The organism is Pseudomonas sp. ABa2 (assembly GCF_056676075.1).
The window spans coordinates 3,928,506-3,953,403 of sequence record NZ_CM155239.1; the positions used below are offsets into that span (position 1 = coordinate 3,928,506).

The following is a 24,898-nucleotide window of genomic DNA, read 5'->3' on the forward strand; positions in this document are numbered from 1 at the left end:
AGCGGGCCCCTGGGATGCCGAGCGAATTCTGCTGGCGGAACAAACTATGCGTCGGACTTGCGCCACTGTTTCGGACTCGCACCATGCCAACGCCGGAAAGCGCGCGAGAAAGCACTGGTTTCTGAATAGCCCAGCAAAAGTGCGAGCTCGGAGATGGGTAGGCTCGTCCGAGTCAGGTAATACTGGGCCAAGTCCTGGCGCACTTTTTCGACCAGAGCAGAAAAGGTCAACCCCTTCTCGCCAAGTCGTCGCTGCAAGCTCCAGGTTGTCATATTCAGCAGGTCCGCCACTTGCTCGAGACTCGGCTCACCCTCGGCCAGCTGAATTCGGATCTGCGCCTGAACATCGTTGATGATGCCATGTCCCTCTTGCCGCTCGCCCCATTGGCGCGCCAACAGGGCCATGCTTTCCATGACGATGGCCAGCAGGCGACTATCACGATCGGGCATGGCTTTCTCCAGCGCACTCCTCCTGAACACCAGCGAATTACAGGGCTGGCCAAAGAAGACCGGAGCATCGAAGGCCTTACAGTGCTCGTGCCAGGCCTCCGGCTGCGGGTGCTCGAAATGAACCCGCTCAGGGGCCCACTTTTGCCCGAGGGCGTGACGCATCAAGTTGGTGAACATCCCCATGGACAATTCAGCGTCCTGACGCTTGCGAAAGATCGCGCCGTACTGCACCTGGTAATCGAGCCGGCACCATTCGCTCTCCACCTCAAGGCGCAGCAGGCTGCCTTGCTGATGGATGGGAAACACCTTCACTACGTTACGCAGTGCGTCTCCCAGAGTTTCCGAGCAGATGCCGACATAGCCGAGCATCCCCAGGCTGTCGGGTTTGAACTGATTGCCGTAGCGCAAACCAAAATTGTCATCTTGGGTCTGACGAGCGGCCTCTTCGAAAACGGCGCAATACTGCTTGAGATCCAGACTCAAGGTTGGGTGCTGCAGATGCTCCGGGTCGAACCCCGCATGACCGAAGATTCGGTCTACATCTCCACCTTTCTGCTGGATGAATTCAGCCAAGCCTGTTGCAGCCGAACTGAGAACTCCAATGGATTGAAGCTCTTCGGCGAGTCGCCGCGTAGTGGCAAGTTGCATGGCAACCTCTCACACGAGTGCTAATGGGACCGGTAAGTCGGTTTTGACAAGCACAAAGTAAGGCAATCTTCATGCCGCTTTTTGACACACATCCTGAAGGGGGATGTCATCCAGCTTATCAACATTCGATACAACCTGAGCCATCAGCGACCACCGGTCTCCTTCTATCAGTTTCTCCTCGAATAAGCGGCGAATCCAAGAATGCCTAGTGGCGCGGCAAATGCTTGATATCTAGAGATAAGTCGTTGACCGCAGAAGACAAACCTAAACCTTTTTTGCTTAGGAGTTGACCGCCGAGCACAAAAATGTGCCGAGCGGTCAAGCAGACCGCCATGGCTTGACTGACTATGCCAGCACCCACATTGGATAGGAGCTGCGCAGATGTTCTCGTCATTAAGTGGCAAGAGTGTCCTGGTCACCGGTGCCAGCAGTGGCATAGGCCTTGGAATTGCCAGGCAGTTTGCTATCCAGGGGGCACGTGTACTGATCACCGCGCGCAACGCTGACAAGATCGAAACCGTCGCTGCCGGTATGCGCGCCGATGGGTTGCAAGTACAGGGGCTGGCCGCCGATGTGGCTGACTCCGCCTCCGTCGAGGCGCTGATACGCACCCTGGAGGAGATGTATGACGGCCTCGACGTGCTCTGCTGCAATGCTGGCATTTTCCCCAATTCAGCATTGGAAAACCTGACCGAGGCCGACTGGGATCGGGTGATGGCAACCAATGCCAAAGGCACATTCCTGTGCGTGCAAGCCGCCCTACCCCTCCTGCGACGAGCCGAATACGGTCGGGTGATCCTCACCTCATCGATTACTGGCCCCGTCACCGGGTCTCCTGGTTGGGTCCATTACGGTGCGAGCAAGGCGGCGCAGTTGGGGTTCATGCGGACTGCGGCGATCGAGCTAGCCAAAGACGGCATCACCGTCAATGCGGTACTCCCCGGCAACATCGTCACCGAAGGCTTCCTGGACGTGGATGCCGAGTACCAAGCGGGCGTGGCGGCCTCCATTCCACTCAAGCGCCTGGGCACGCCCGAAGACGTTGCCAGCGCTGTCCTGTTCTTTGCCAGCCGCGAAGCCGGTTACATCACCGGGCAAAGCCTGATTATCGACGGTGGCCAGGTCCTGCCCGAGTCACTTCAAGCCCTTGCTTGAACCACCAGCCTGAACAGGGCCGCATATCGAAATATCCCGATATTTATCGGAGCGAGGATTTTCAATGAAAGCGCAGATACTCAATTCGTTTGGCGGCCCGCAATCGTTCGAACTGAGCGACGTACCCAAGCCGGTGCCGCAAGCGGGACAAGTGCTGGTGCGGGTTCACGCAACCTCCATCAACCCCTTGGATTACCAGGTACGTCGGGGCGACTACGTCGACTACGTGCCTCTCCCCGCCATCACCGGGCATGACGTATCCGGCGTCGTCGAAGCCGTCGGCCCGGGGGTGACGAGCTTCGTGCCAGGCGACGAAGTCTGGTACACCACGCAAATCTTCGAAGGCGACGGCAGCTATGCCGAGTACCACGTCGCCTCCGAAAGCATCATCGGCAAGAAGCCGGCATCGCTGAGCCATCTCGAGGCGGCCAGCCTGACGCTGGTAGGCGGGACGGTCTGGGAAGCCCTGGTCGGGCGTGTATCGCTCCGGGTCGGGGAAAGCATTCTGATCCACGGCGGCGCGGGTGGCGTCGGCCATGTCGCGATCCAGGTGGCAAAGGCCATTGGCGCGCGGGTCTTCACCACCGTGCGCGAAGCGAACTTCGAGTTCGCCCGGGGGCTGGGTGCCGACGTGGTCATCGACTACGAACAAGAGGATTACGTGGACGCCATCCTGCGGGAAACCGATGGCCAGGGCGTGGACGTGATCTTCGACACCATCGGCGGCGACACCTTGACCCGTAGCCCCGACGCGCTCGCCCAGCTCGGCCGCGTGGTTTCGATCGTGGACATCGCCAAGCCGCAGAACCTCATTCAGGCCTGGGGCAAGAATGCCAGTTACCACTTTGTCTTCACCCGCCAGAACCGCGGCAAGCTCGATGAGCTGAAGGCATTGGTCGAGCGCGGGCAACTGCGGCCCCATGTTGGTGCGGTCTATTCACTTGCCGACATTGGGCTCGCCCATGCCCTGCTGGAGACGCCCAACAATGGTCTTCAGGGAAAAATCGCGATTGCCGTCGAGCCCTCGCTCGCCCCGTAAGGGCATGCAACTGCCGAACTTACTCTAGAGGAATACCGCAATGATTTATGAAATTGCTCTGTTGCCCGTTCACAAAGAACGGATTGAACCCTTCAAACGCGCATTTGCCGAGGTTGCGCCTCTGCTCCGCCGCGCCAAGGGGTATGGCGGCCACATGCTCGCGCCCGGTATCGAAACCCCCGAGCGATTCAACCTGATCGTGCGCTGGGCTTCACTCGAGGACCACACGCCGGGCTTCGAAGCGAGCGAAGACCATCGGCTGTTCATGCTGGGCCTGGAGGAATATTTTTCCGGAGAGCCGACGGTCTATCACATTGAGGGAGCGGCTTTTACTACGGGAAAGGATGACGATCAGAACAGCATCTTTGGCGTGGCAGTACCTTAAATTGCGCGCAAGCGCTCACAGACAGTGAGGTGAAGCAATGGCCAAGGCCGCCGATGTTGTTGTGCAATGCCTGGAAAACGAAGGTGTCGAGTACGTATTCGGCATTCCCGGTGAGGAAAACCTCGACCTGTTGGAGTCCCTGCGCAAGTCGAAGATCCAGCTGGTACTGACCCGTCACGAGCAGTCCGCAGGTTTCATGGCCGCCACCTACGGCCGCCTGACCGGCAAGACCGGCGTCAGTCTGTCGACCCTCGGCCCCGGTGCCACCAACCTGGTGACCGCCAGCGCCTACGCCTACCTGGGCGGCATGCCGATGATGATGATCACCGGCCAGAAGCCGATCAAGAAGTCCAAGCAGGGCCGGTTCCAGATCATCGATGTATGCGGGATGATGGCGCCCATCACCAAGTACACCCACCAATTCGCCTCGGCCGACAACATTCCGGCGCGCATGCGCGAAGCCTTCCGCCTGGCTGAAGAAGAAAAGCCCGGTGCCGTGCACCTGGAACTGCCGGAGGACATCGCCGCCGAACAGACCGACAGCACACCGATCCCGCCAAGCCTGCACCGTCGCCCGCTGGCCGAGCACAAGGCGATTGAGGCCGCGGTCGAGAAGCTGCAGAACGCCCGCACCCCGATTCTGGTGATCGGCGCTGGCGCCAACCGCAAGATGACCGCCAAGGTGCTCAAGCAACTGATCGACAAGACCGACATCCCCTTCGTCACCACCCAGATGGGCAAGGGCGTGGTAGATGAGCGCCACCCACGTTTCCTGGGCAATGCCGCGCTGTCTGCGGGCGACTTCGTGCACCGCGCCATCGAGGCCGCCGACCTGATCGTCAACATCGGCCACGACGTGATCGAAAAGCCACCGTTCTTCATGGTGCGTGGCGGTACCGAAGTCATCCACATCAGTTTCCGCTCCGCCGAAGTCGATGCCGTGTACTTCCCGCAGGTGGAAGTGATCGGCGATATCGCCAACGCCGTGTGGCAGATCGGCGAAGCGCTGCAGATTCAGGACCACTGGGACTTCAGCCGGCTGATGGCGATTCGCGAAGCCAACGAAGCACAGATCGTCGAGGGTGCTGACGACAACCGCTTCCCGATCTACCCGCAGCGCTTCGTCGCTGACGTGCGTCAGGCCTTGCCGTCCGAAGGCGTCATCGCGCTGGATAACGGCATCTACAAGATCTGGTTCGCGCGCAACTACAAGGCGCACAAGCCGAACACCGTGCTGCTCGACAACGCCCTGGCGACCATGGGCGCAGGCCTGCCGTCGGCCATGGCTGCGCACCTGGTCTGCCCGGATCGGCCGGTGGTCGCGGTCTGTGGTGACGGTGGTTTCATGATGAACAGCCAGGAGTTGGAGACCGCGGTACGCCTGAAGATGAACCTGACGGTCATCATCCTGCGCGACGGCGGCTACGGCATGATTCGCTGGAAGCAGTCGAATATGGGCTTCACCGATTTTGGCCTGGACTACGGCAACCCGGACTTCGTCATGTATGCGCAAAGCTACGGCGCCCAGGGCCATCGCGTGGAAAGCGCCGAAGGCTTCCTGCCGCTGTTGCAGCGCTGCATCAGCGAACCGGGCGTGCACGTGATCGATTGCCCGGTGGACTACTCGGAAAATGACTTCATTCTCAACAGTGAAATCAAGAGAAGAAGTGCCCTGGTCTGATCTGGCCAGACGCGTTTGTCTTGGAGGCGACATTGCGGTGCCGCCAGTCTTTCCGTACTGAAATCGGAGTTCATCATGCTGCTCAAAGACACCCGACTGTTCCGCCAGCAAGCCTTCATCAACGGCGCATGGGTCGATGCTGACAGCGCCCAGACGATCAAGGTCGACAACCCGGCAACAGGCGAAATTCTGGGCAGCGTGCCGAAAATGGGCGCCGCCGAAACCCGCCGTGCCATAGAAGCGGCGGACAAGGCACTGCCGGCCTGGCGCGCGCTGACGGCAAAGGAACGTGGGAACAAGCTGCGTCGTTGGTTCGAACTGATGATCGAGAACCAGGACGACCTGGCGCGCTTGATGACCTTGGAGCAAGGCAAACCCTTGGCCGAAGCCAAGGGTGAAATCGTTTACGCCGCTTCCTTTATCGAGTGGTTCGCCGAAGAAGCCAAGCGTGTCTACGGTGACGTCATTCCGGGCCACCAGCCGGACAAGCGCCTGATCGTGCTGAAACAGCCGATCGGCGTCACCGCCGCCATCACGCCGTGGAACTTCCCGGCCGCGATGATCACCCGTAAAGCCGGGCCGGCCCTGGCCGCCGGTTGCACCATGGTGCTCAAGCCGGCTTCGCAAACCCCGTTCTCCGCGTTCGCCTTGGCTGAACTGGCGCAGCGTGCCGGCATCCCGAACGGCGTGTTCAACGTGGTGTCTGGCAGCGCCGGCGACATCGGCAGCGAGCTGACCGGCAACCCGACCGTACGCAAACTGACCTTCACCGGCTCGACCGAAATCGGTCGCCAGCTGATGGCCGAATGCGCCAAGGACATCAAGAAGGTCTCGCTGGAACTGGGCGGTAACGCGCCGTTCATCGTGTTCGACGATGCCGACCTGGATAAGGCCGTCGAAGGCGCGATCATTTCCAAGTACCGCAACAACGGCCAGACCTGCGTCTGCGCCAACCGTCTGTACATTCAGGATTCGGTCTACGACGCCTTCGCCGAGAAGCTGAAGGTGGCTGTGGCCAAACTGAAGGTCGGTAACGGTCTGGAAGATGGCACCACCGCCGGCCCCCTGATCGATGGAAAAGCCGTGGCCAAGGTGAAAGAACATATCGTGGACGCGGTTGCCAAAGGCGCGACCGTGCTGTCCGGCGGCAAGTCCATCGAGGGCAACTTCTTTGAGCCGACCATCCTGACCAACGTGCCAAACAACGCAGCCGTGGCCAAGGAAGAGACTTTCGGCCCACTGGCTCCGCTGTTTCGTTTCAAAGACGAAGCCGAAGTCATCGCGATGTCCAACGACACCGAGTTCGGTCTGGCCTCGTACTTCTATGCGCGTGACCTGAACCGAGTGTTCCGTGTTGCGGAAGCCCTGGAATACGGCATGGTCGGCGTCAACACCGGTCTTGTTTCCAATGAGGTCGCACCGTTCGGCGGCATGAAGGCTTCGGGCTTGGGCCGTGAAGGTTCCAAGTACGGTATTGAGGATTACCTGGAGATCAAATACCTGTGCCTGAGCGTATGAAGCTCCCGATCTGGTAAAGAATTTTTCACCTAGCAGTTCTTTACCTCATCGGCCTGAGGAACCTCTGAAGAAGACTTTGGGCCTTGCCAAAACACCCCGGACTCCTGGCGATTGTGCCCGACATGCTGGTTGCTGATTGTATCTACAAAACCAAATAACCTAGAGTGCACTATGCCCACGCTCGAGCTTATCGCTACTCCCGGTGACGGTGGGAACGTGCTATCCAGCACATCATGTGCTGCTCACGATGACGAGCACCACGTGCACTCCTGGTTTTATCTATAACAAGTAGCATAAGCCATGAGTAGTAATATCAGCACAAATCACTCTCTGGACGACAGCACCTCCAGCTTTCCTGAACGCGTTAAACAGGCAAAGCACCTGTTGATGTTACTCACGGAAATGGAGCAGACCATTCATCGTGATCCCGATATCACATTGACCTATCTCAATCAGGCGATCGCCTTGCTGGCGGTCGACAACCAGAGCGAACAATCGTCGTTTAAATATAAGGGACGACTGACAAACTGGCAGATAGCACGCGTAGATGTATTCATAAATGAAAATATAGACAAGCGCATACGAACGAGTGAGATGGCGTCGTTACTGGATTTGAGTGTCAGCCATTTTTCGCACCTGTTCAAACAGACGACCGGCATGACCCCATTGATGTATGTGTATGCCGCACGTGTGGATGCGGCGCGACAACTTATGCTCAACTCCGCTCACTCCTTGATCGACATTGCGCTAAGTCATGGCTTCTGCGACCAGTCGCACTTTTGCCGTGTGTTCAGACGCGAAACAGGGTTGTCGCCGCAAACCTGGCGGAAGCTGCATACACCTAATACCCGGCCGCAGGCATCCTTACCTGGCTCTTCAACCCATCCAGCTGCACAAGTCAGCGACACATCATCAGCCTCAGCGCAGCTGGATAAGACGATATCTTGAAAGCCTATCCAGGCGGTTTGCTTCGGCTGTCGCAGGTTTATGTCGATCAGTTCAACACAGCCGCAGAGCTCAAGCCGAGAGCAGCAAACGCAGTAGACACACCTCCGAATCGCGGCTGTTCCAAGCAGCGTAAATTCACAGAAGAAGGAACTAACAATGGCTAAAGTATTAGTGCTCTACCACTCCATGTATGGCCACATCGAGACCATGGCGAACCAGATCGCCGAAGGTGCGCGCAGCGTTCCAGGGACCGAGGTTGTAGTAAAGAGAGTTCCTGAAACGATGAACCCAGAAGCCTTCGCAGCAGCAGGCGGCAAGACCGATCAGAGTGCACCAGAGGCAGAGCCGGCGGAACTGGCAAACTATGATGCAATCATCTTCGGCACTCCGACCCGCTTCGGCAATATGTCCGGACAAATGCGCAACTTTCTCGACCGGACAGGCGGTCTTTGGGCCAAGGGCGCTCTGGCTGGAAAGGTCGCAAGCGTGTTTACCTCAACTGGAACTGGGGGAGGTCAGGAGATGACCATCGCCTCCACCTGGACCACGTTGGCCCATCACGGGATGATCATCGTGCCAATTGGCTATACCACCTCAGCACTGTTTGATATTTCAAAAGTAGGAGGAGGTACGCCTTACGGTGCATCTACCATTGCAGGTGGCGATGGTTCTCGGCAGCCGGATGACCGTGAGTTGGAAATCGCACGCCATCAGGGAGAGCACGTTGCTCGGGTCGCATCGAAGTTGCACGCCTAGAGCCGAGCTCACTTGGAGCGAAGCCTACTTCTGAACCTGACCCCATCTACGGCGAGAATGTCCGCCTTAGATGGGGCTGCCGTGGCGAGGGAAGAGACTTTCGCCCCACTGGCGCCACTGTTTCGTTTCAAAGACGAAGCCGAAGTCATCGCGATGTCCAACGACACCGAGTTCGGTCTGGACTCGGACTTCCATGCGCGTGACCTGCCCCGTGCACTCCGCGCTGCGCAAGCCTTGACGTCAAGTCACACCACTCGGCGGCATGAAGGCCTCGGACTTAAGCCGTGAAGCCCCCAAGTACGCTATCGAAGATTACCCGGAGATTGAACAGGTGTGTCTGGGCGCATGAGGCCCTCAACAGTGAAAGTGACGCTATCACGTTGGGCGCCTGCGTAAACAGTCAACGATGTCAGGCTACCTTTCAACCTTGCAGCGAACGGGCCTGATCAAAGTCAGGCGCATCCTGACAGTACGATTACCACAATCCTAATAGACTTCCCCAGCCTATGCTTTGAGCACAGGGCGATGTCTATGAACCCTCTATGACGCCCCCCGGAACTCAAGACCGAAACTGCCAGAAAGTTTGTTGGTCGGCACTATTTAGTTGCGAAAACAGCAGCACACCTCGGCGCCTCCACTGCCAGCAGTTATAAATGGGTTAAAGCTGTTACACCCGATCAGCCCGAGCGAAATTTTAGCGAATTGCTCAAGGTGAAAAGTGAGACTTTGCACCTGTGAGCACAGCTATCCAATGACCGCACGCAGTGAAACCACAAGTTAATTCAGATCTTGAGAGCCATTACCTATCAAGCCCATCGAATAATACTATTAGATTAAAATATTCATTACCGAATGAAGTCTATTATCACGACTGTCAAATATTACTATTGATACGCTCGCGTTTGTCCATCTCGTCCTCATCTGTAGCCTAGGTTCCGTAACCACTCCTACCGAGGACCATCTCATGAAAAAATTACTAGCAAGTATCCTTCTGGCCAACGTGGCTTCGTCTGCATTCGCCGTTCCACCGTCCAGCCCGCAGCCGTTGCTGGGGGAAGCGCAAGACGCTGCGACCGTCCAGCAAGCAACTGCCGTCGACCGTAACGTTTCGGAAAATGGCTTCGACCGTACCCCCCTCGGCGAACGCATTGCTGAAGATGGTTTCGACCGTACCCCTCTCGGCGAGCGCATTGCCGAAGATGGTTTCGACCGTACCCCTCTCGGCGAACGCATTGCTGAAGGTGGTTTCGACCGCACGCCACTGGGTCGGCTGCTGGCAGTAATCGACAGCGATCGCATCAGACTTGGTCATGCCTGACGCGGAAGATTCAAATCACGCCCCAATATATCGAAAAATCCCTATATCCCTTTTTCCAGAAACAAGGATCTGCAATGCCCCGAAACAGCGATCCAATAGGTTATGCCCTTGACGTCCGGAAAAATCCGCCGTGTTTGAGCACTGAGAACGCCAGACAGCACAAGGCATAAGCCACGTGCCGGCTTGAATCTCGAGGTGGCAGCCCATGGGTTCGACGAGTCGGGTCACACCCCTCGGCTTCACCAAATGCAAGTTTCCACATGTTCCCACGTGACCGGAAACACCCCTGAATAGCCCGCCCCGTGCGGGCTTTCATGCTTCGACACCTTTCACAACAGATACACACAGCCAAGGCGGTGGGCAACGGCGCACAACCGCTGTCGCCCTGCCTCGGGGTTGCGCCGCGCCTTGCAGCGCACTCGTTCTCAGCCAGCCACGAAGGCGGCGATATGCGCGGCGCTGGCCTCGGGATACTGCAACTGCGGGCCATGCCCGGTGCTGGGCAGGGTCAGCAGCTGCAGGGTGGGCAGCGTCCGGTTGAGCGCGTACCAGTTCTCCACCGGAAACACGATGTCGTGGTCGCCGCCCAGGTGCAGCACCGGCGTTTGCGTCTGCTTGAGCGCCTCCAGCGCCGCCGGCAGCGGGAACATCGGGTTGCGCGGCCCGTCGCCGAGAAACTGCGCGGCCCAGGCAAAAGGCACCGGCGGGCAGCGCCCGTCGCTGCGTCGGGCGATGCGCTCGGCCGAACGCTGCGCCGCCTCGCGGCTGCTGGCCGAACTCGGTTCGAAGAACAGGCTGACGAAATCCTCGAAATCGTTGTCGCGGGCGGCCAGCTCATAGAACAGCGGCTCGCCGGTCTTGACCAGCGGGCCGGGCGGCGTGGTGGCGATCAGCAGCAGGTGGCTGAGCAGTTGCGGCGCCTGCAACAGCACCAGTTGCGCCGCCACGCCGCCAATCGACCAGCCGCCCAGCACCAGGCGGCCCAGCCCCAGCGCGCCGATCAGATCGAGGATGTCCTTGGCCAGCGCGGCCGGGTCATAGCTCGGCTGCCCCGTGGACCAGCCGAGGCCGCTGTAGTCGAAGACATGCACGCGGAAATCCCGCGCGGCGAGCGCATCGAGGAAGGCCGGATCCCAGTCGTCCATGGTGCCGCGAAAGCGCAGGCACAGCAGCAGCGGCGTGCCTGCGCCGATGACGCGATAGGCCAGGCGCCGGCCGTCGACCTCGACGAACTGGTTGGCGACAGTAGTGGCGGAATCTGCAAGGCTCATGATCGTGGGCTCCTGGTCAACGACCGCTGTGATTCGCCCGCCAGGGCGCCTTGGTGACCTCGCCCCCGCTCGGCGCCCAGCGGCATTGCCCCCGGCATCGCGGCCAAAGTCATGCTCTGTTTCATGGGGCCTCCTAGAGCGCCTGCAGGTACTCCGCCGTGGAGATCACCGGCGCGTAACCGAAGCGAAGCGCCGCCATAAAGGCCGCATGTACCTGCTCGGCGGGCACCTTCACGCCGTTGAACTCCAGGTCGAGGGTGGCGCAGGCATCGTGCAGCACGGTGGTGGCGTAACCGAAATCCACGGCAGCGCGGGTAATGCCGTCCACGCACATATGGCTCATGTTGCCCACCACCACCACGGCCTCGATGGCGTGCCGATCCAGCACGGCCTTGAGCTCGGTTTCCCGGAAGGAGTTGATGTAGTGCTTGAGCACCACCGGCTCGTCAGGCTGATTGATCACGCTGGGGTGCAGCTGCGCGCCTTCGCTGCCGGGGCGGAAGAACGGCGCGTCGGCGCTGGTGAACTCATGGCGGATATGCACGACCAGATCGCCGCGCTCGCGGAACACGGCGATCACCTGCGCCGCCTTGGCCGCGGCGGCCTCGACCTTGCTCAGGGTCCACAGGCCGCCGGGAAAGTAATCGTTCTGGATATCCACCACGATCAGGGCTGTCTTGCTGCTCATGTGAATGACCTCTCAATGGGTGCGAACAACGCTGCCGCCTAGCTGCGCAGAAAGGCCAGCATGTCGGCGCCCAGCTGTTCCTTGTGGGTGTCGGTGATGCCGTGCGGGGCGCCGGGGTAGATCACCAGCTTGGCGTGCGGCACCAGCCTGGCCGAGGCGCGTGCGGCGGCGTCCACCGGGACGATCTGGTCGTCGTCGCCGTGCAGGATCAGCGTGGGGATGGAGAACTTCTTCAGGTCTTCGGTGAAATCGGTCTCGGAGAAGGCCTTGATGCAGTCGTAGGCGTTCTTGTGCCCGGCCATCATGCCCTGCATCCAGAAGGCGTCGATCACCCCCTGGGAGGCCTTGGCGCCGGGGCGGTTGTAGCCGAAGAAGGGGCCGCTGGCGACGTCGCGGTACAGCTGCGAGCGGTCGGCCAGGGAAGCGGCGCGGATGCCGTCGAACACCGAAAGTGGCAGGCCGCCGGGATTGGCCTCGGTCTGCACCATCAGCGGCGGCACCGCCGCGATCAACCCGGCCTTGGCCACCCGCGCCGTGCCGTGGCGGCCGATGTAGCGCGCCACCTCGCCGCCGCCGGTGGAGAAGCCGAACAGCGCGGCGCCGCGCACGTCCAGCTGATCGAGCAACTGGGCCAGGTCGTCGGCATAGGTGTCCATCTCGTTGCCGCTCCAGGGCTGGCTGGAGCGGCCATGGCCGCGGCGGTCGTGGGCGATCACCCGGTAGCCGTTGCTGGCGAGAAACATCATCTGCGCCTCCCAGCTGTCGGAGTTGAGCGGCCAGCCGTGGCTGAGCACCACAACCGGGCCAGTGCCCCAGTCCTTGTAATAGATCTCGGTGCCGTCGCGAGTGGTGATAGTGCCCATGGTCTTGCGCTCTCCATTCTCTGGTTGCGGGCGGCTTGCCGCGGGGCCACTGCCGCGCGTGCAACCGCCCAGGGGTAACAACAGCGCCGTGGCCAGCGCGGCAGAGCCGAGCAGCAGGTGGCGACGGCCTTGGTTCAGCGGTGGTTCAGGGTATTGCGGCATTGGCAGACGCTCCTCTGCTAAGCGACGGCGGCAGGCGCACGCGCATCAGGTTCCAGGTGCTTACCCGCTCCTCCCACTCGTCGCCCTCGGCGGGCGTCAGCGGCAGGGCCAGGTTGCTGACCAGCATCCACTCGCCCTGCACCACGCTGCTGGCGGGAAACAGCAGGCCGCGCGGCGCGCCGTTGCCGGCGATGCCCTGAAAGCCGCCCGCGCGCACGCGGATCAGGCCGCGTTCGTCGAGGCCGAGCAGCTGGTCGACCTGATTGGCCAGCAGCCACAGCAGGCCGTCGTGAAACAGCAAGCCGTCGGCTCCCGGCAGGCTCTCGGCCAGCACCCGCAACTCGCCGCTCGCCAGGTTCAGACGCAGCAGGCGACCGTCGCCGGCGTTGTTGATATAGAGCCGGCTTTCGTCGGCATTGAAGGCCAGGCCGTTGGCGCCGAACGGCAGAAAGCCCGCGGTGGCCAGCAGCGGATCGCGCGACAGCACTTCCAGCGTGCAGGGCGCGCAGCGCGTGGCATTGGCAATGCGATACAGCGCGCCCTGGAAGGAGTCGGAGACATAGAGATCGCCATTGCCGGCGAACACCAGGCCGTTGGGCGCCGGCATGCCGCTGGCGCCGAAGTGGATTCGGTCCTGGCTGCCGTCCGGGTTGGCCACGCTGCGCGGGGCGGGCACGGCCGGGCTGAGCCGGGGGAAGTCGAGCAGGTCCTCGACCGGGCTGTCCGCGGTGAAATCGGCCGCGATGCGTTGCAGCTTGCCGGCACCGAAGTTGAGGATATAAATCTGGCCATCGGCATAACCCACGCCGGTCAACGGCGTCGCGGCAAAGGCGCGTTGCGCCAGCAGCCGGCCATCGGCGGCATAGCGCAGCAGCTGGTTGCTGCGCACGCTGGCAGGCTCGCGCGCATCGAAGGTGCCGACGTAGATTTCACCGTTGCCCGGGTTGGCGGCGAGCCCTTCCGGGTAGCGCACCCCGGCGGGCAGCTCGACGAACGGCTCGACCTCGAGCACCTGCGGGCCCAGCGCCTCGGCCCGCACAGCAGCAGGCGCGGCGGCCAGCACCAGGCAGAGGATGCCCATGCTGCGCTTCGACAGACTCATATCGCCTCCACTCGCGTCGACCACGCTCGAACGCTTCAGGGGCTCGTCAGGGCGCCGAATGCGGGGGCAGCGGATGGCGAGCGATGAATCGATGGTCGCTGCGCGCGGCAGCAGGCAGCTACGTAAAATCGGCAAAGTTGCCAGGCGCCGTGGATTTGCCTGTTTTACGTAGTCGCAGCGCCCGTCTCGGCCCAGTCTGGAGGCGTCGCCCTCGCCAGGACACTGCCATGCCACCGCGCATCACGCCGCGCCAACGCGCCCGGCAGGCCTCTCACGAGCGCTTGCTGCAGCGGGTGCTGGAGTCGTTGCCGCTCGGCTGCGGGCGCCCGCCGCGCCTGGCCGAGCTGTGCCGCAGCGTCGGGGTCAGCGAACGCACCCTGCGCAGCGCCTTCGTCGCCACCCTGGGCATGGCGCCGGCACGTTATCTGCGCCTGCGCCGCCTGCACCTGCTGCGCGCCGCCCTGGCGGTTGCCGATCAGCATCAGAGCAGCGTCACGGAGATCGCCAGGCGCTTCGGCTACACCGATTGCGGGCGCATGGCGGCGGACTACCACGCATTGTTCGGCGAGTACCCCAGCGTCACCCTGCTGCGCGGCGTCAACCCTGGCTGAGCGACGGCGGCAGCGAACGGCGGCTGCGCAGCGACTGCGACGGCAGCTCGCCGAAGTAGCGCCGGTAAAGGCCGGCGAAACGGCCGAAGTCCCACACGCCGAAGCGCGCGCAGATCTCGGTGATGGTCTCCCCCGCCGCCGCGTGCAGGATGGCGCGGCGAATCGCGTGCAGGCGGTGCTGCATCAGGTAGCGGTGCGGGCTCATGCCCAGGTAACGGGTGAACAGGTTGCGCAGCGTGCGCTCCGAGGTGTGGCAGGCCTGGCACAGGTCGGCGAGGTGCAGCGGGGTATCCGGCATGGCGTCGAGCAGTTCCAGGGCCCGGCGCAGTATCGACTGGTGGTTGTGCCGGCCAGCGGCGGCGGATGGCGCCGGCGTCACCGGCAACAGGCTGCGGAACACCTGGTCCAGCAGTTCGCCGCGCGCCGCGCACTCGGCCGCCGGGGCATGCAGCTCCTGCGGTGCACAGTGGTCGATGCGCAGCAGGCGCAGCGCCAGCCAGACCAGCGGCGCCAGGTCCTGCTGGGCCAGGCAGACCAGATTGCGTGCAAGCATCGAGGCGTCGAACTCGTCCTCGTGCTGCTGCGCCCAGCGCAGCACCAGTTCGCAGGACATGGCCACGGTCATCCAGCTCGCCGGCTGGCTGGCGTCGATATGGAACATCGCCTCGGGCACCATCCAGCCGATCAGCCGCCGATCCAGGCGCTGGCCGCCCAGCACGGTGCACTCGTGCCGGCTCAGGGGCAGGAAGATATTGAAGAAGCCGGGCAGGCCGACGCCGCTGTAGACGGTGCCGGCGCCCTCGCGGCCGAACATCAGGGCCACGCCGTCCAGCTCGACCACGCGCAAACGCCAGTCGCGCTGCTGCCGCGAACGCAGCACGTAATGCCCCTCGACCCCGTACAAGGCCTCTTCGAACTCGTCGAAGTCGGCGCAGATCAGCCGGCTCATGCTGCCCCCAGGAAAGCGCCCTGCGCCGGTACTGGACAGCCGCAGATCAACGCGCGAGTCCAGTTTAGAAGCATTCGTATCCGCTTGCCGCGCCGGCGATCGGTGGCCAGTGCGGCGTTATTCGGCCGCGTCCCGACCCTGCAGGCGGGGTGCCCAGTCCTCGACCTGCCCTGCTCCAGCCGCCGCTCCAGGGTGCGCCGCCACGACGGCACCAGCGGCAGGGTCAGGCATTCGCGCAGCAGTTCGCTCTCCACCCGCTTGTCGAACAGCACCGCCAAGAGACGGCTCAGTGGCCAGTCGGCATGGGCGCGCTCGACCAGTTGCAGGTGCTCGCCGGCGCCGCCCCCCCTCTTGCAGCACCCGGTAGTACCAGCCGGTGCGCCCGGACTGCTGCACGCGCAGGGCCAGCGTGGCGACGCCGAAGCGGTCGCTTGTCGATGGCGCTGCGCGAACCCGGTCGACTGAACGGCTGTGCGCGGCCGGTGAGCAGCACGTCGAGACGAATACCGGGCAGGCTCATGTCGCCACCTCGGCGGCTTGATGTTCGCGACAGATCAGCGCCGCATCGGCGGGCGCCAGTCACTGCGCGTTCTGAGCGCCCCATCATCGAGCGAGAACTACATGAACAGATACCGACTCATGGTGCGCAAGGGCGCCAGGCTGTTGGGCCATTTCGAATCCGCTACCCCCTGGGCGCGGGAGGCCGTGCAGGACATCTCGCGCTGCCTGGCCGGTGCCGGCTACGACCTCGAACTGCTGGTGGCCGACGGCGAGCGGCGCCTGCTGGACTGCGCTCCGGATGGCATCCGCCTGCTCGCCAGCGAACCTCTGTTCAAGCGCGCCGAGCTGCAGCCGTAGTGACCGGGCGAGGCGCTCGCGGCGCCCGTGGCGGGTTATGCTGAGCCGTCTTCGCCCGCGCTTGCCGGCGGGCAAGACCCTTCGACCTCGCCACCCGCGCAGTGGAAACCGCCCATGGCCATGCCCGCCCCGCCCCTCGCCGTTGCCGCCCTGATGCTGGCCGCCGGCTACAGCTGCCGTTTCGGCGCCGACAAGCGCCGCGCGGCCCTGGCCGACGGCCGCTCGCTGCTGACCGCCAGCCTGGCGCTGCCCTGCGCGGCGCTGGACGAGGTGTGGCTGGTGCTGCGCCCGGACGAGACGCCCGCCGGGCTGGGGCTGTCGGCATCCGTGCGCATCGTCCAGGACCCGGCCAGCGCCCAGGGCATGGGCCATAGCCTGGCCGCCGGGGCGCGGCGCCTGCTGGCCGAATCGTCGGCGCAGGCCGTGGCGATCTTTCTCGCCGATATGCCGCGGATTCGCCGCGACAGCCTCGATGCCCTGCTGGCGCAAGCCGACGCCGAGCGCATCCTGCTGCCGAGCTATCGCGGCAGCCGCGGCCATCCGGTGCTGTTCGGCCGCCGCTTCTGGCCGCAGCTCGCCGCCCTGAGCGGCGACACGGGCGCCAAGTCGGTCATCCAGCAGCACCCGGGCGCGGTGCGGATCGTCGAGCTGGACGATCCGGGTCTGGTGCTGGATGTCGACACCGCCGAGGACTGGCGCCGCCTTTAAGCCTCGGCCCCCGCCTGGCGCATCAGCGTCTCGCTCAGCGCCTGGGCGGCGCGGGACAGCTGGTGCCCGGCCAGGTGCAGCAGGCCGACGCGGCGGGCGACCTGCGGCTCGCGCAGCGGCAGACAGCGCGCGCCCAACTCCTCCATCTGCCGCCGGCACAGGCTGGGCACCGCGCTGACGCCCAGGCCCTCGGCGACCATGCGCCCCACCGTCACCAACTGATGGCTCTCGAAGGCCACCGGCAGCTTGCCGTGCGTGGCGATGACGCTGTCCTCCAGCAGCAGGCGCACCGCCGAGGGCCGCTGCAGGGTGATGAAGGGCTGTTCCAGCAGCTGCGCCCAGCTCAGCTCGGCGCAGGCGGCCAGGGCGCTGGCGGCCGGCACCACGGCGACGAAGCGGTCATCGTACAGCGCGGTGAATTGCAGGCCGTCGAGGGTCGCCGGCTCGAAGGCGATGCCCAGCTCGACGCGGCGGTCGCGTACCATCTCCAGCACCTGCTCGTTGATCACGTCGTGCACCGTCACCCCCACCCGCGGATGGGCGTCGCGGAAGGCGCGCAGCGCCGCCGGCAGGCGGTTGCCGGCGAACGAGGGCATGGCCGCCACCGCCACCCTGCCCAGCTGCAGGCTGAAGTGCTGGCGCAGCAGGTCCTCGGCGTTGTCCCAGTCGGCCAGCAGGCGCACGGCGATCGGCAGCAGGGTCTCGCCCTCGGGGGTCAGCGCCACGCTGCGGGTGGTGCGCACCAGCAACTGGCCGCCGAGCGACTCCTCCAGGTTCTTGATCGCCAGGCTCAGCGCCGGTTGCGACAGGTGCAGGCGTTCGCAGGCCTGGGCGAAGCTCAGGTTCTGCGCCACGGCGAGGAAGGCGCGCAGCTGCTTGACGGTCATTGATTTGCTTACCTGATTAATTCAGAGGAAAAACAAACTTAACAAATCACTCCCCAGAGCTGAAGCTTGGCCTCACCCCGGATAACAACAAGAGGCACCCCGAGATGAGCGGACTCGACAAGCGCGTCGGCAGCTATGAAGAAGCCCTGGACGGCCTGCAGGACGGCATGACCGTGCTGGCCGGCGGCTTCGGCCTGTGCGGTATCCCCGAAAACCTGATCAAAGAGATCCGCCGCCGCGGCGTGCGCGACCTCACCGTGGTGTCCAACAACTGCGGCGTCGACGGTTTCGGTCTCGGCGTGCTGTTGGAAGACCGACAGATCCGCAAGATGGTCGCCTCCTACGTCGGCGAGAACGCGCTGTTCGAGCAGCAGCTGCTGTCCGGCGAGCTGGAAGTCGAACTGACCCCGCAGGGCAGCCTGGCCGAGAAGCTGCGCGCCGGCGGCGCCGGCATCCCCGCCTTCTTCACCGCCACCGGCTACGGTACCCCGGTCGCCGAGGGCAAGGAGGCGCGCGAGATCAACGGCCGCCACTACATCCTCGAGCCGGCCATCACCGGCGACTTCGCCATCGTCAAGGGCTGGAAGGCCGACCACTTCGGCAACGTGGTCTATCGCCACACCGCGCAGAACTTCAACCCGGTGGTGGCCACCGCCGGACGCATCACCGTGGTCGAGGTGGAGGAAATAGTCGAGCCCGGCGAGCTGGACCCGACGCAGATCCACACCCCCGGCATCTACGTCGACCGGCTGATCTGCGGCAGCTTCGAAAAACGCATCGAAAAACGCACCCTGCGCGCCTGAGGAGAGACGACCATGGCTTTGACCCGTGAACAGATGGCCCAGCGCGTCGCCCGCGAACTGCAGGACGGCTACTACGTCAACCTCGGCATCGGCATCCCCACCCTGGTGGCCAACTACGTGCCCGAGGGTATGCAGGTGATGCTGCAGTCGGAGAACGGCCTGCTCGGCATGGGCGCCTTCCCGACGGAAGCCGAGGTCGACGCCGATATGATCAACGCCGGCAAGCAGACCGTCACCGCGGTCAAGGGCGCGTCGATCTTCAGCTCGGCCGAGTCCTTCGCCATGATCCGCGGCGGCCACGTCGACCTGACCGTGCTCGGCGCCTTCGAGGTGGACGTACGCGGCAACATCGCCTCGTGGATGATCCCCGGCAAGCTGGTCAAGGGCATGGGCGGCGCCATGGATCTGGTGGCCGGCGCCGACAACATCATCGTCACCATGACCCACGCCTCCAAGGACGGCGAGTCCAAGCTGCTGGAGCACTGCAGCCTGCCGCTGACCGGCTGCGGCTGCATCCGCAAGGTGCTGACCGACCTGGCCTACCTGGAAATCGAGAACAACGCCTTCGTCCTGCGCGAGCGCGCGCCGGGGGTGAGCGTCGAGGAAATCGTCGCCAAGACCGCCGGCAAGCTGATCGTGCCCGACCACGTGCCGGAAATGAGCTTCTAAGTTGTCTACCGTTGCGCAGACGCCACCACGCACGGCGTCTGCGCAGCGTTTTTCTACATTGTGGGAGGCGCTTTAGCGGCGAGCCTTTCTCGTCGCGGCTCCCTCCCACAATATGCGGCCCATCAGCCGAGAGGAGTCATCCCATGCAAGACGTCGTCATAGTCGCCGCCACCCGCACCGCCATCGGCAGCTTCCAGGGCAGCCTGGCCGAGATTCCCGCGCCCGAGCTCGGCGCCATCGTGATCAAGCGCCTGCTGCAGCAGACCGGCCTCGACGCCGCTCAGGTCGATGAAGTCATCCTCGGCCAGGTGCTCACCGCCGGCAGTGGCCAGAACCCGGCACGCCAGGCGGCGATCCGCGCCGGCCTGCCGCATGCCGTGCCGGCCATGACCCTGAACAAGGTCTGCGGCTCGGGTCTGAAGGCCCTGCACCTGGCCGCCCAGGCGATTCGCTGCGGCGACGCCGAAGTGATCATCGCCGGCGGCATGGAGAACATGAGCCTGGCCCCCTACGTGCTGCCCAAGGCCCGTACCGGCCTGCGCATGGGCCACGCCCAGCTGCAGGACAGCATGATCGTGGACGGCCTGTGGGACGCCTTCAACGACTACCATATGGGCATCACCGCGGAGAACCTGGTGGAGAAATACGGGATTTCCCGCGACGCCCAGGACGCCTTCGCCGCCGCCTCGCAATTGAAGGCCTGCACGGCCATCGAGACCGGTCGCTTCGACGCCGAGATCACCCCGGTGCTGATCCCGCAGCGCAAGGGCGACCCCGTCGCCTTCGCCCGCGACGAACAGCCGCGCGCCGGCACCACCGCCGAGGCGCTGGGCAAGCTCAAGCCGGCGTTCAAGAAGGACGGCAGCGTCACCGCCGGCAACGCCTCCAGCCTTAACGACGGCGCCGCTGCCGTGCTGCTGATGAGCGCGACCAAGGCGCAGTCACTGGGCCTGCCGGTGCTGGCCAGAATCAAGGCCTACGCCAATGCCGGCGTCGACCCGGCGATCATGGGCATCGCCCCGGTCTCGGCCACCCGCCGCTGCCTGGACAAGGCCGGCTGGAACCTCGCCGAGCTGGACCTGATCGAAGCCAACGAGGCCTTCGCCGCCCAGGCCCTGGCGGTCGGCCAGGAGCTGGGCTGGGACGCGGCCAAGGTCAACGTCAACGGCGGCGCCATCGCCCTCGGCCATCCCATCGGCGCCTCGGGCTGCCGTGTGCTGGTCAGCCTGCTGCACGAGATGATCCGCCGCGATGCGAAGAAGGGCCTGGCCACCCTGTGCATCGGCGGCGGTCAGGGTGTGGCGCTGGCCATCGAGCGCTAAGCCAAAGCCGTAGCTTGGGTCGAGGGGCGCAGCCCCGAAGCCCAACCAGGCAACGACTATAACCAGCTCGGCCTCGTGCCGGGCTTTGTCATTTCCACCCCAACCCCAGGCTCAGCCAACCTCGCATGCCTGGCCGTCAGCCCCACTTCACAACCATAAAAAAGAGGCGTCATCCATGTTCAACACCCTCACCCGCCTGAGCGTGAGTCTGGTACAGCGCTACCTACCCTCACCCTTCGTGTTCTCCGCGCTGCTGACCCTGGCCGTGCTGGTCGCCGGCATTTCCTCCACCGGCCAGTCGCTGCCGGCCATGGTGCAACACTGGAGCAGCGGTTTCTGGACCCTGCTCGGTTTCGCCATGCAGATGGCGCTGATCTTCGTCACCGGCCACGCCCTGGCCAGCGCCCCGGTGGTCAACCGCCAGCTCGACCGCCTGGCCAGCATGGCGCGCACGCCGGGCCAGGCCATCATCATGGTCACCCTGGTGGCGCTGCTCGGCTGCTGGATCAACTGGGGCTTCGGCCTGGTGATCGGCGCCGTGTTCGCCCGCGCCCTGGCGCGCCAGGTGCAAGGCGTGGACTACCCGCTGCTGGTGGCCTCGGCCTATTCCGGCTTCCTGGTCTGGCATGGCGGCCTGGCCGGCTCCATCCCGCTGTCCATGGCCACCGGCGGCCCGGATCTGGCGCGCATCACCGCCGGCGTGCTGAGCGAGCCGGTGAGCATCAGCGAGACCCTGTTCAGCCCGCTGAACCTGACCATAGTCATCCTGCTGTTCATCGGCCTGCCGCTGCTCAACCGTGCCATGCACCCGCGCCAGGACGCCAAGGTCGCCGATGCCGCCAAGCTGGTGGAATCCCACGCCCAACTGCCGGAGCGCGAAACCCCGGCGCAGCGCCTGGACGACAGCCGCATCCTCGGCCTGGCGTTGGTGGCCATGGCGGCGATCTACCTGTTCAACCACTTCGCCAGCAAGGGCTTCGTCCTCGGCCTCGACGTGGTGATCGCCATCTTCCTGTTCTGCGGTCTGCTGCTGCACGGCACCCCGGAGCGCTACATGCGCGCGGTGGACGAGAGCGTGCGCGGCATCGGCGGCATCGTCCTGCTGTTTCCCTTCTACGCCGGGATCATGGGCATGATGATGGGCGCCAACGCCGACGGTATCTCCCTCGGCCGGCAGATCACCGAGGCCTTCATCTCCTGGTCGTCGGCCGACACCTTCCCGCTGCTGGCCTTCCTCAGCGCCGGCGTGGTCAACGTCTTCGTGCCGTCCGGCGGCGGCCAGTGGGCGGTGCAGGGGCCGATCATGCTGCCGGCGGCGCAGGCCCTCGGCGTGTCGCCCACCGTCACCGCCATGGCGATCGCCTGGGGCGACGCCTGGACCAACATGATCCAGCCGTTCTGGGCCCTGCCGCTGCTCGGCATCGTCGGCCTCGGCGCGCGCGACATCATGGGCTACTGCCTGATCATGCTGCTGTATTCGGGCGTGGTGATCTGCGGCGCCTTCTACTTCCTCGGCTGACCACCCTGCCCGCTCGCCGACGCGAGCGGGCCCGCTCAATCGCCCATCAAGCCCCAGGCCTTGGCCATCGCCACCGCCTGGGTGCGGCGCTGTACGCCGAGCTTGACGTTGATCCGCCGTGCATGGGTCTTGACCGTGTGCAGGGAGATGAACAGGCGGTCGGCGATCTCCTGATTGGAACAGCCCTGGGCGATCAGCTGCAGCACCGCCAGCTCGCGGCCGCTCAAGGGGGCCTCCGCGGCGGCCGCCTCGCCCTCACTCGCGGCCGGCAACGGCAACTCGTCGGCGACGAACCACAGGCCCTGGTAGTTCAAACGCTGGCGCAGGGCCTGCCCGGTCTGCCTGGCGCAAGTCGCCGTCGGGGCATCCGTGCAGGCCTCGGCATAGCTCAGCCAGAACTCGCAGGCCAGGGCCTGACGCCCCTCGGCCAGCGCCCGCTCGAGCAGCCGCTGCAGCGCCTCGCCAATGTCGCGGCCCTGGTCCCGATCGAGCAGCAGCAAGAGGTGATGCAGGCGCGGCAACAGGTCGGGAAAGTTGGGCGGCGGTAGCATGACCTGATGCCTGCGCCAGTGTTCGAGCACCCGGGTGAGCGCCTCGCGGGCGCGCTCGTGATGGCCCTGCCACGACCACAGACGGCTGCTGACGAGCAACAGCACGCCCCGATAGAGCGAATCCGCCACCCCCTGGCGCTGCATCAGGCGCTCGGCCTCGGCCAGGCGGGCGAAGGCCGCCGCCAGGTCGCGCTGGCGCGCCGCCAGCTCGGCCAAGCCGAGGTAGCCATGGAAGGCGCCGGGATCGCCATGTTCCAGGGCAACCGCGAGGCCGGCGTGAAATTGTTCGCGGGCCTCCTCCGCACGGCCCAGGCGCAAGGCCAGACGCCCCAGGCGCAGAACAATCCGCCCGCACACCGGGGTGTTGCGCAACACCCCGCCGTCCGGCTGCTCGAGCACCCGCCGCAGCAGCGCCTGGGCGCGGCCGAACTCGCCGCGGGCCTCCAGTAACAACGCATGATCGAGCTCCAGCAGCGCCTCGAACACCAGGCTGCCGCAGCGCCGCGCCTGCTTCAGCGCCTCGTAGCCCAGCAGCTGGGCATCCTCCAGACGGCCCTCGCCGATGGCCATCTGGGTCAACACCGAACGGCACAGCAACGCCTGCGCCCAGGCCCCCTCCGGCAGCATGGCCAGCGCCTCGAGGACATGAGCGCGGGCCTCCTCGGCGCAGCCGCGGCCATAGGCGGCGATACCGCGTATGGCCTGCCACTGGGCGAACAGCTCACGCAGCCGCTCGCCATCGGCACGCGGCTGAAAGCGCGCCAGCTGGTCGGCGCAGTCCTGCGCCTCATCCAGGCGTCCCACCAGCAACAACGCCCAGGCATTGAGCAGGATCAGCCGCGGCGTACTGGCCAGCAGGTCCTCCGGCAGTTCGCCGCGCCAGCGCAGGATCAGCGCCAGCTCCTGCCCCTGCAGCAACTGTTCCTCGGTGAAGCGCTCGAGAAAGCTCGCCGCCACCTCCGGCTGTCCGCCGAGCAGCGCGTGCTCCACCGCCGGTCGCACCTCGCCGCGGGCGGCGAACCACTGGCTGGCGTGCAGGTGCAGGCTCTGGCTGCCGCCGCCGACGCGTCGCTGCAGCACCTGGGCCAGCGGCGGGAACAGCACGAACCAGTCGGCGGCACCCTCCAGCGCCTCGATGAACAGGCCGCGGGCGCGCAATGCCTGCAACCAGGCGGCGCCCTCGCCCACCCCCAGCAGGTGCTCGCACAGTTCGGTGCAGAAGCGCGGCAGCTGCGCCAGTTGCAGCAGCGCCTGCAGCAGTTCGTCCGGCAGGCCGCGCAGCACCTCATGCTCGACGTAGTCGCGCAGCAGTGCGCAGCCGGGCGCGACAGCCCCCTCGCGCTCGCCCTGGACGGCGAGCAGGCGCAAGGCCGCCGGCCATCCCCAGGTCTGCGCCCGCAGCGCCTCGGCGCCGGCCACGCGGCGGCCATCGAACTGCGCCAGCCAGGCATCGACCTCGGCCAGGCTGAACGCCAGGTCGGCGCTGCCCAGCTCGAACAGCTCGCCCTCGAGCAGCAGCCGGGGCAGGTTGCAGGCCGGGCGCCGGCGGCTGCCGAGCCACCAGTTCAGCCCCGGCGCGGCGGCCGCGAGCAGGCGGTCGAAGCAGGCATCGAGTTCGGCGTCGGGCTCGCGCGGGTAATCGTCGAGCATGATCCACAGCGCGCGTGGCTCTTGCGCCAGCGCCGCCAGCAGCTGAGCCTCGGTGAAATCGGGCGGGTAGCCGAGGGCCACGGCCAGCTGTCGGCAGAATTCGCCCGCCGACCAGGCCTGGCCGGCGCAACCGAGCCACACCGGCAGACGCCCGGCGGGACAGGCACGGGCGCAATCGGCGAGCAGCACCGACTTGCCGAAGCCAGCCGGCGCGATCAGCAGACGCAGGCGGCAATCCTGCTCGAGCAGGCGCTGGATCAACGGCTCGCGGCGAATGTGCCCCGGCGGCTGGCGCAGCGGCACGCCCTTGCCACAGGACGGCACGACCAGGGGCGTGGAGGGAGCGTAAGCGGTCATAGCGGCTCTGAATTGTTCTTATGCGGGGACC

At 64.7% G+C, this 24,898-nt stretch carries 23 protein-coding genes and 3 pseudogenes; 17 read left to right on the top strand and 9 right to left on the bottom strand.

Features of this window, described 5'->3' with window-relative positions; translation table 11 throughout:
- Positions 1-44: 44 nt before the first annotated feature.
- The gene (gene qhpR / locus AC1G9C_RS19145) at positions 45-1,097 is read right to left on the bottom strand and encodes an AraC-like transcriptional regulator QhpR (RefSeq protein WP_457789333.1); all 1,053 of its coding nucleotides are present in this window, start codon (positions 1,095-1,097) and stop codon (positions 45-47) included.
- Positions 1,098-1,478: 381 nt separating this feature from the next.
- Between qhpR and fabG the strand changes: the two genes are divergently transcribed.
- The 10 genes and pseudogenes from fabG (at position 1,479) to AC1G9C_RS19195 (ending at position 9,897) form a co-directional block, all read left to right on the top strand.
- Positions 1,479-2,252, top strand: coding sequence for a 3-oxoacyl-ACP reductase FabG (fabG, locus tag AC1G9C_RS19150; protein ID WP_480408497.1), 774 nt, complete (start codon positions 1,479-1,481; stop codon positions 2,250-2,252).
- A gap of 64 nt (positions 2,253-2,316) precedes the next feature.
- Positions 2,317-3,291 carry a zinc-dependent alcohol dehydrogenase family protein gene (locus tag AC1G9C_RS19155; RefSeq protein ID WP_480408498.1) on the top strand — a complete coding sequence of 325 codons (975 nt, stop codon included), beginning with the start codon at positions 2,317-2,319 and terminating at the stop codon, positions 3,289-3,291.
- Positions 3,292-3,331: 40 nt separating this feature from the next.
- A complete protein-coding gene (locus tag AC1G9C_RS19160) occupies positions 3,332-3,676 on the top strand; it encodes an antibiotic biosynthesis monooxygenase family protein (protein ID WP_480408499.1) in 345 nt (114 codons plus the stop codon).
- A 37-nt stretch (positions 3,677-3,713) separates the two neighbouring features.
- The gene (locus tag AC1G9C_RS19165) at positions 3,714-5,357 is read left to right on the top strand and encodes an acetolactate synthase large subunit (RefSeq protein WP_480408500.1); all 1,644 of its coding nucleotides are present in this window, start codon (positions 3,714-3,716) and stop codon (positions 5,355-5,357) included.
- A gap of 75 nt (positions 5,358-5,432) precedes the next feature.
- Positions 5,433-6,875 (top strand): NADP-dependent succinate-semialdehyde dehydrogenase, encoded by a 1,443-nt coding sequence (gabD, locus tag AC1G9C_RS19170; protein WP_457789324.1) that lies wholly within the window; start codon positions 5,433-5,435, stop codon positions 6,873-6,875.
- A gap of 300 nt (positions 6,876-7,175) precedes the next feature.
- Positions 7,176-7,823: a helix-turn-helix domain-containing protein gene (locus AC1G9C_RS19175; RefSeq protein ID WP_480408501.1), complete on the top strand. Its 648-nt coding sequence runs from the start codon at positions 7,176-7,178 to the stop codon at positions 7,821-7,823.
- 156 nt (positions 7,824-7,979) lie between these two features.
- On the top strand, positions 7,980-8,579 hold the full coding sequence (wrbA, locus tag AC1G9C_RS19180; protein ID WP_457789320.1) for an NAD(P)H:quinone oxidoreductase: 600 nt from the start codon (positions 7,980-7,982) through the stop codon (positions 8,577-8,579).
- A 33-nt stretch (positions 8,580-8,612) separates the two neighbouring features.
- A pseudogene (locus AC1G9C_RS19185) lies at positions 8,613-8,928 on the top strand (aldehyde dehydrogenase family protein); the annotation flags it as partial.
- 203 nt (positions 8,929-9,131) lie between these two features.
- Positions 9,132-9,314 (top strand): annotated as a pseudogene (locus AC1G9C_RS19190) (IS3 family transposase); the annotation flags it as partial.
- A gap of 229 nt (positions 9,315-9,543) precedes the next feature.
- Positions 9,544-9,897 carry a hypothetical protein gene (locus tag AC1G9C_RS19195; RefSeq protein ID WP_480408502.1) on the top strand — a complete coding sequence of 118 codons (354 nt, stop codon included), beginning with the start codon at positions 9,544-9,546 and terminating at the stop codon, positions 9,895-9,897.
- A gap of 425 nt (positions 9,898-10,322) precedes the next feature.
- Here the strand turns inward: AC1G9C_RS19195 and AC1G9C_RS19200 are convergent, their stop codons facing one another.
- The 4 genes from AC1G9C_RS19200 to AC1G9C_RS19215 all read right to left on the bottom strand — a co-directional run bounded on the left by AC1G9C_RS19200 (position 10,323) and on the right by AC1G9C_RS19215 (position 13,983).
- Positions 10,323-11,168 (bottom strand): alpha/beta fold hydrolase, encoded by an 846-nt coding sequence (locus AC1G9C_RS19200; protein ID WP_480408503.1) that lies wholly within the window; start codon positions 11,166-11,168, stop codon positions 10,323-10,325.
- A 133-nt stretch (positions 11,169-11,301) separates the two neighbouring features.
- The gene (locus tag AC1G9C_RS19205; protein WP_397496212.1) at positions 11,302-11,856 is read right to left on the bottom strand and encodes a cysteine hydrolase family protein; all 555 of its coding nucleotides are present in this window, start codon (positions 11,854-11,856) and stop codon (positions 11,302-11,304) included.
- Between the two features lie 38 nt (positions 11,857-11,894).
- Positions 11,895-12,719 (bottom strand): alpha/beta fold hydrolase, encoded by an 825-nt coding sequence (locus AC1G9C_RS19210; protein WP_457789314.1) that lies wholly within the window; start codon positions 12,717-12,719, stop codon positions 11,895-11,897.
- Between the two features lie 145 nt (positions 12,720-12,864).
- The gene (locus tag AC1G9C_RS19215) at positions 12,865-13,983 is read right to left on the bottom strand and encodes an SMP-30/gluconolactonase/LRE family protein (protein ID WP_480408504.1); all 1,119 of its coding nucleotides are present in this window, start codon (positions 13,981-13,983) and stop codon (positions 12,865-12,867) included.
- A gap of 227 nt (positions 13,984-14,210) precedes the next feature.
- Between AC1G9C_RS19215 and AC1G9C_RS19220 the strand changes: the two genes are divergently transcribed.
- Entirely contained in the window at positions 14,211-14,594 is a 384-nt protein-coding gene (locus AC1G9C_RS19220) for a helix-turn-helix domain-containing protein (RefSeq protein WP_021442926.1), read from the top strand.
- Here AC1G9C_RS19220 and AC1G9C_RS19225 read toward each other — a convergent pair.
- The gene (locus tag AC1G9C_RS19225; protein ID WP_480408505.1) at positions 14,581-15,543 is read right to left on the bottom strand and encodes a helix-turn-helix domain-containing protein; all 963 of its coding nucleotides are present in this window, start codon (positions 15,541-15,543) and stop codon (positions 14,581-14,583) included. The genes AC1G9C_RS19220 and AC1G9C_RS19225 overlap by 14 nt on opposite strands.
- A 117-nt stretch (positions 15,544-15,660) precedes the next feature.
- Positions 15,661-15,975, bottom strand: a pseudogene (locus AC1G9C_RS19230) (3-alpha domain-containing protein); the annotation flags it as partial.
- 189 nt (positions 15,976-16,164) lie between these two features.
- On the opposite strand from AC1G9C_RS19230, the gene AC1G9C_RS19235 reads away from it, so the two are divergent.
- The gene (locus tag AC1G9C_RS19235) at positions 16,165-16,401 is read left to right on the top strand and encodes a cytoplasmic protein (protein ID WP_480408506.1); all 237 of its coding nucleotides are present in this window, start codon (positions 16,165-16,167) and stop codon (positions 16,399-16,401) included.
- A gap of 114 nt (positions 16,402-16,515) precedes the next feature.
- Positions 16,516-17,109, top strand: coding sequence for a nucleotidyltransferase family protein (locus tag AC1G9C_RS19240; RefSeq protein ID WP_480408507.1), 594 nt, complete (start codon positions 16,516-16,518; stop codon positions 17,107-17,109).
- Here the strand turns inward: AC1G9C_RS19240 and AC1G9C_RS19245 are convergent.
- Positions 17,106-17,996, bottom strand: a complete 891-nt coding sequence (locus AC1G9C_RS19245) for a LysR family transcriptional regulator (RefSeq protein WP_021443593.1) — start codon at positions 17,994-17,996, stop codon at positions 17,106-17,108. The genes AC1G9C_RS19240 and AC1G9C_RS19245 overlap by 4 nt on opposite strands.
- A gap of 104 nt (positions 17,997-18,100) precedes the next feature.
- Between AC1G9C_RS19245 and AC1G9C_RS19250 the strand changes: the two genes are divergently transcribed.
- The 4 genes from AC1G9C_RS19250 to AC1G9C_RS19265 all read left to right on the top strand — a co-directional run bounded on the left by AC1G9C_RS19250 (position 18,101) and on the right by AC1G9C_RS19265 (position 22,309).
- Positions 18,101-18,799 carry a CoA transferase subunit A gene (locus tag AC1G9C_RS19250; RefSeq protein ID WP_021443594.1) on the top strand — a complete coding sequence of 233 codons (699 nt, stop codon included), beginning with the start codon at positions 18,101-18,103 and terminating at the stop codon, positions 18,797-18,799.
- 12 nt (positions 18,800-18,811) lie between these two features.
- Positions 18,812-19,468 carry a CoA transferase subunit B gene (locus AC1G9C_RS19255; RefSeq protein WP_021443595.1) on the top strand — a complete coding sequence of 219 codons (657 nt, stop codon included), beginning with the start codon at positions 18,812-18,814 and terminating at the stop codon, positions 19,466-19,468.
- 143 nt (positions 19,469-19,611) lie between these two features.
- The gene (locus AC1G9C_RS19260) at positions 19,612-20,790 is read left to right on the top strand and encodes an acetyl-CoA C-acetyltransferase (RefSeq protein WP_480408508.1); all 1,179 of its coding nucleotides are present in this window, start codon (positions 19,612-19,614) and stop codon (positions 20,788-20,790) included.
- A 175-nt stretch (positions 20,791-20,965) separates the two neighbouring features.
- Positions 20,966-22,309, top strand: coding sequence for a short-chain fatty acid transporter (locus AC1G9C_RS19265; protein WP_457789296.1), 1,344 nt, complete (start codon positions 20,966-20,968; stop codon positions 22,307-22,309).
- Between the two features lie 35 nt (positions 22,310-22,344).
- Here the strand turns inward: AC1G9C_RS19265 and AC1G9C_RS19270 are convergent, their stop codons facing one another.
- Positions 22,345-24,867, bottom strand: coding sequence for a LuxR C-terminal-related transcriptional regulator (locus AC1G9C_RS19270; protein WP_480408509.1), 2,523 nt, complete (start codon positions 24,865-24,867; stop codon positions 22,345-22,347).
- Between the last annotated feature and the right edge of the window lie 31 nt (positions 24,868-24,898).

Coding starts and splice junctions, on each gene's coding strand:
- AC1G9C_RS19245 (WP_021443593.1), bottom strand. CDS start 17,996: ATGACCGTCAAGCAGCTGCGCGCCTTCCTCGCCGTGGCGCAGAACCTG.
- AC1G9C_RS19265 (WP_457789296.1), top strand. CDS start 20,966: ATGTTCAACACCCTCACCCGCCTGAGCGTGAGTCTGGTACAGCGCTAC.
- AC1G9C_RS19220 (WP_021442926.1), top strand. CDS start 14,211: ATGCCACCGCGCATCACGCCGCGCCAACGCGCCCGGCAGGCCTCTCAC.
- AC1G9C_RS19210 (WP_457789314.1), bottom strand. CDS start 12,719: ATGGGCACTATCACCACTCGCGACGGCACCGAGATCTATTACAAGGAC.
- AC1G9C_RS19165 (WP_480408500.1), top strand. CDS start 3,714: ATGGCCAAGGCCGCCGATGTTGTTGTGCAATGCCTGGAAAACGAAGGT.
- AC1G9C_RS19175 (WP_480408501.1), top strand. CDS start 7,176: ATGAGTAGTAATATCAGCACAAATCACTCTCTGGACGACAGCACCTCC.
- AC1G9C_RS19240 (WP_480408507.1), top strand. CDS start 16,516: ATGGCCATGCCCGCCCCGCCCCTCGCCGTTGCCGCCCTGATGCTGGCC.
- AC1G9C_RS19205 (WP_397496212.1), bottom strand. CDS start 11,856: ATGAGCAGCAAGACAGCCCTGATCGTGGTGGATATCCAGAACGATTAC.
- AC1G9C_RS19270 (WP_480408509.1), bottom strand. CDS start 24,867: ATGACCGCTTACGCTCCCTCCACGCCCCTGGTCGTGCCGTCCTGTGGC.
- qhpR (WP_457789333.1), bottom strand. CDS start 1,097: ATGCAACTTGCCACTACGCGGCGACTCGCCGAAGAGCTTCAATCCATT.
- fabG (WP_480408497.1), top strand. CDS start 1,479: ATGTTCTCGTCATTAAGTGGCAAGAGTGTCCTGGTCACCGGTGCCAGC.
- AC1G9C_RS19225 (WP_480408505.1), bottom strand. CDS start 15,543: ATGAGCCGGCTGATCTGCGCCGACTTCGACGAGTTCGAAGAGGCCTTG.
- AC1G9C_RS19235 (WP_480408506.1), top strand. CDS start 16,165: ATGAACAGATACCGACTCATGGTGCGCAAGGGCGCCAGGCTGTTGGGC.
- AC1G9C_RS19255 (WP_021443595.1), top strand. CDS start 18,812: ATGGCTTTGACCCGTGAACAGATGGCCCAGCGCGTCGCCCGCGAACTG.
- AC1G9C_RS19155 (WP_480408498.1), top strand. CDS start 2,317: ATGAAAGCGCAGATACTCAATTCGTTTGGCGGCCCGCAATCGTTCGAA.
- AC1G9C_RS19215 (WP_480408504.1), bottom strand. CDS start 13,983: ATGAGTCTGTCGAAGCGCAGCATGGGCATCCTCTGCCTGGTGCTGGCC.
- AC1G9C_RS19200 (WP_480408503.1), bottom strand. CDS start 11,168: ATGAGCCTTGCAGATTCCGCCACTACTGTCGCCAACCAGTTCGTCGAG.
- AC1G9C_RS19250 (WP_021443594.1), top strand. CDS start 18,101: ATGAGCGGACTCGACAAGCGCGTCGGCAGCTATGAAGAAGCCCTGGAC.
- AC1G9C_RS19160 (WP_480408499.1), top strand. CDS start 3,332: ATGATTTATGAAATTGCTCTGTTGCCCGTTCACAAAGAACGGATTGAA.
- AC1G9C_RS19195 (WP_480408502.1), top strand. CDS start 9,544: ATGAAAAAATTACTAGCAAGTATCCTTCTGGCCAACGTGGCTTCGTCT.
- AC1G9C_RS19260 (WP_480408508.1), top strand. CDS start 19,612: ATGCAAGACGTCGTCATAGTCGCCGCCACCCGCACCGCCATCGGCAGC.
- gabD (WP_457789324.1), top strand. CDS start 5,433: ATGCTGCTCAAAGACACCCGACTGTTCCGCCAGCAAGCCTTCATCAAC.
- wrbA (WP_457789320.1), top strand. CDS start 7,980: ATGGCTAAAGTATTAGTGCTCTACCACTCCATGTATGGCCACATCGAG.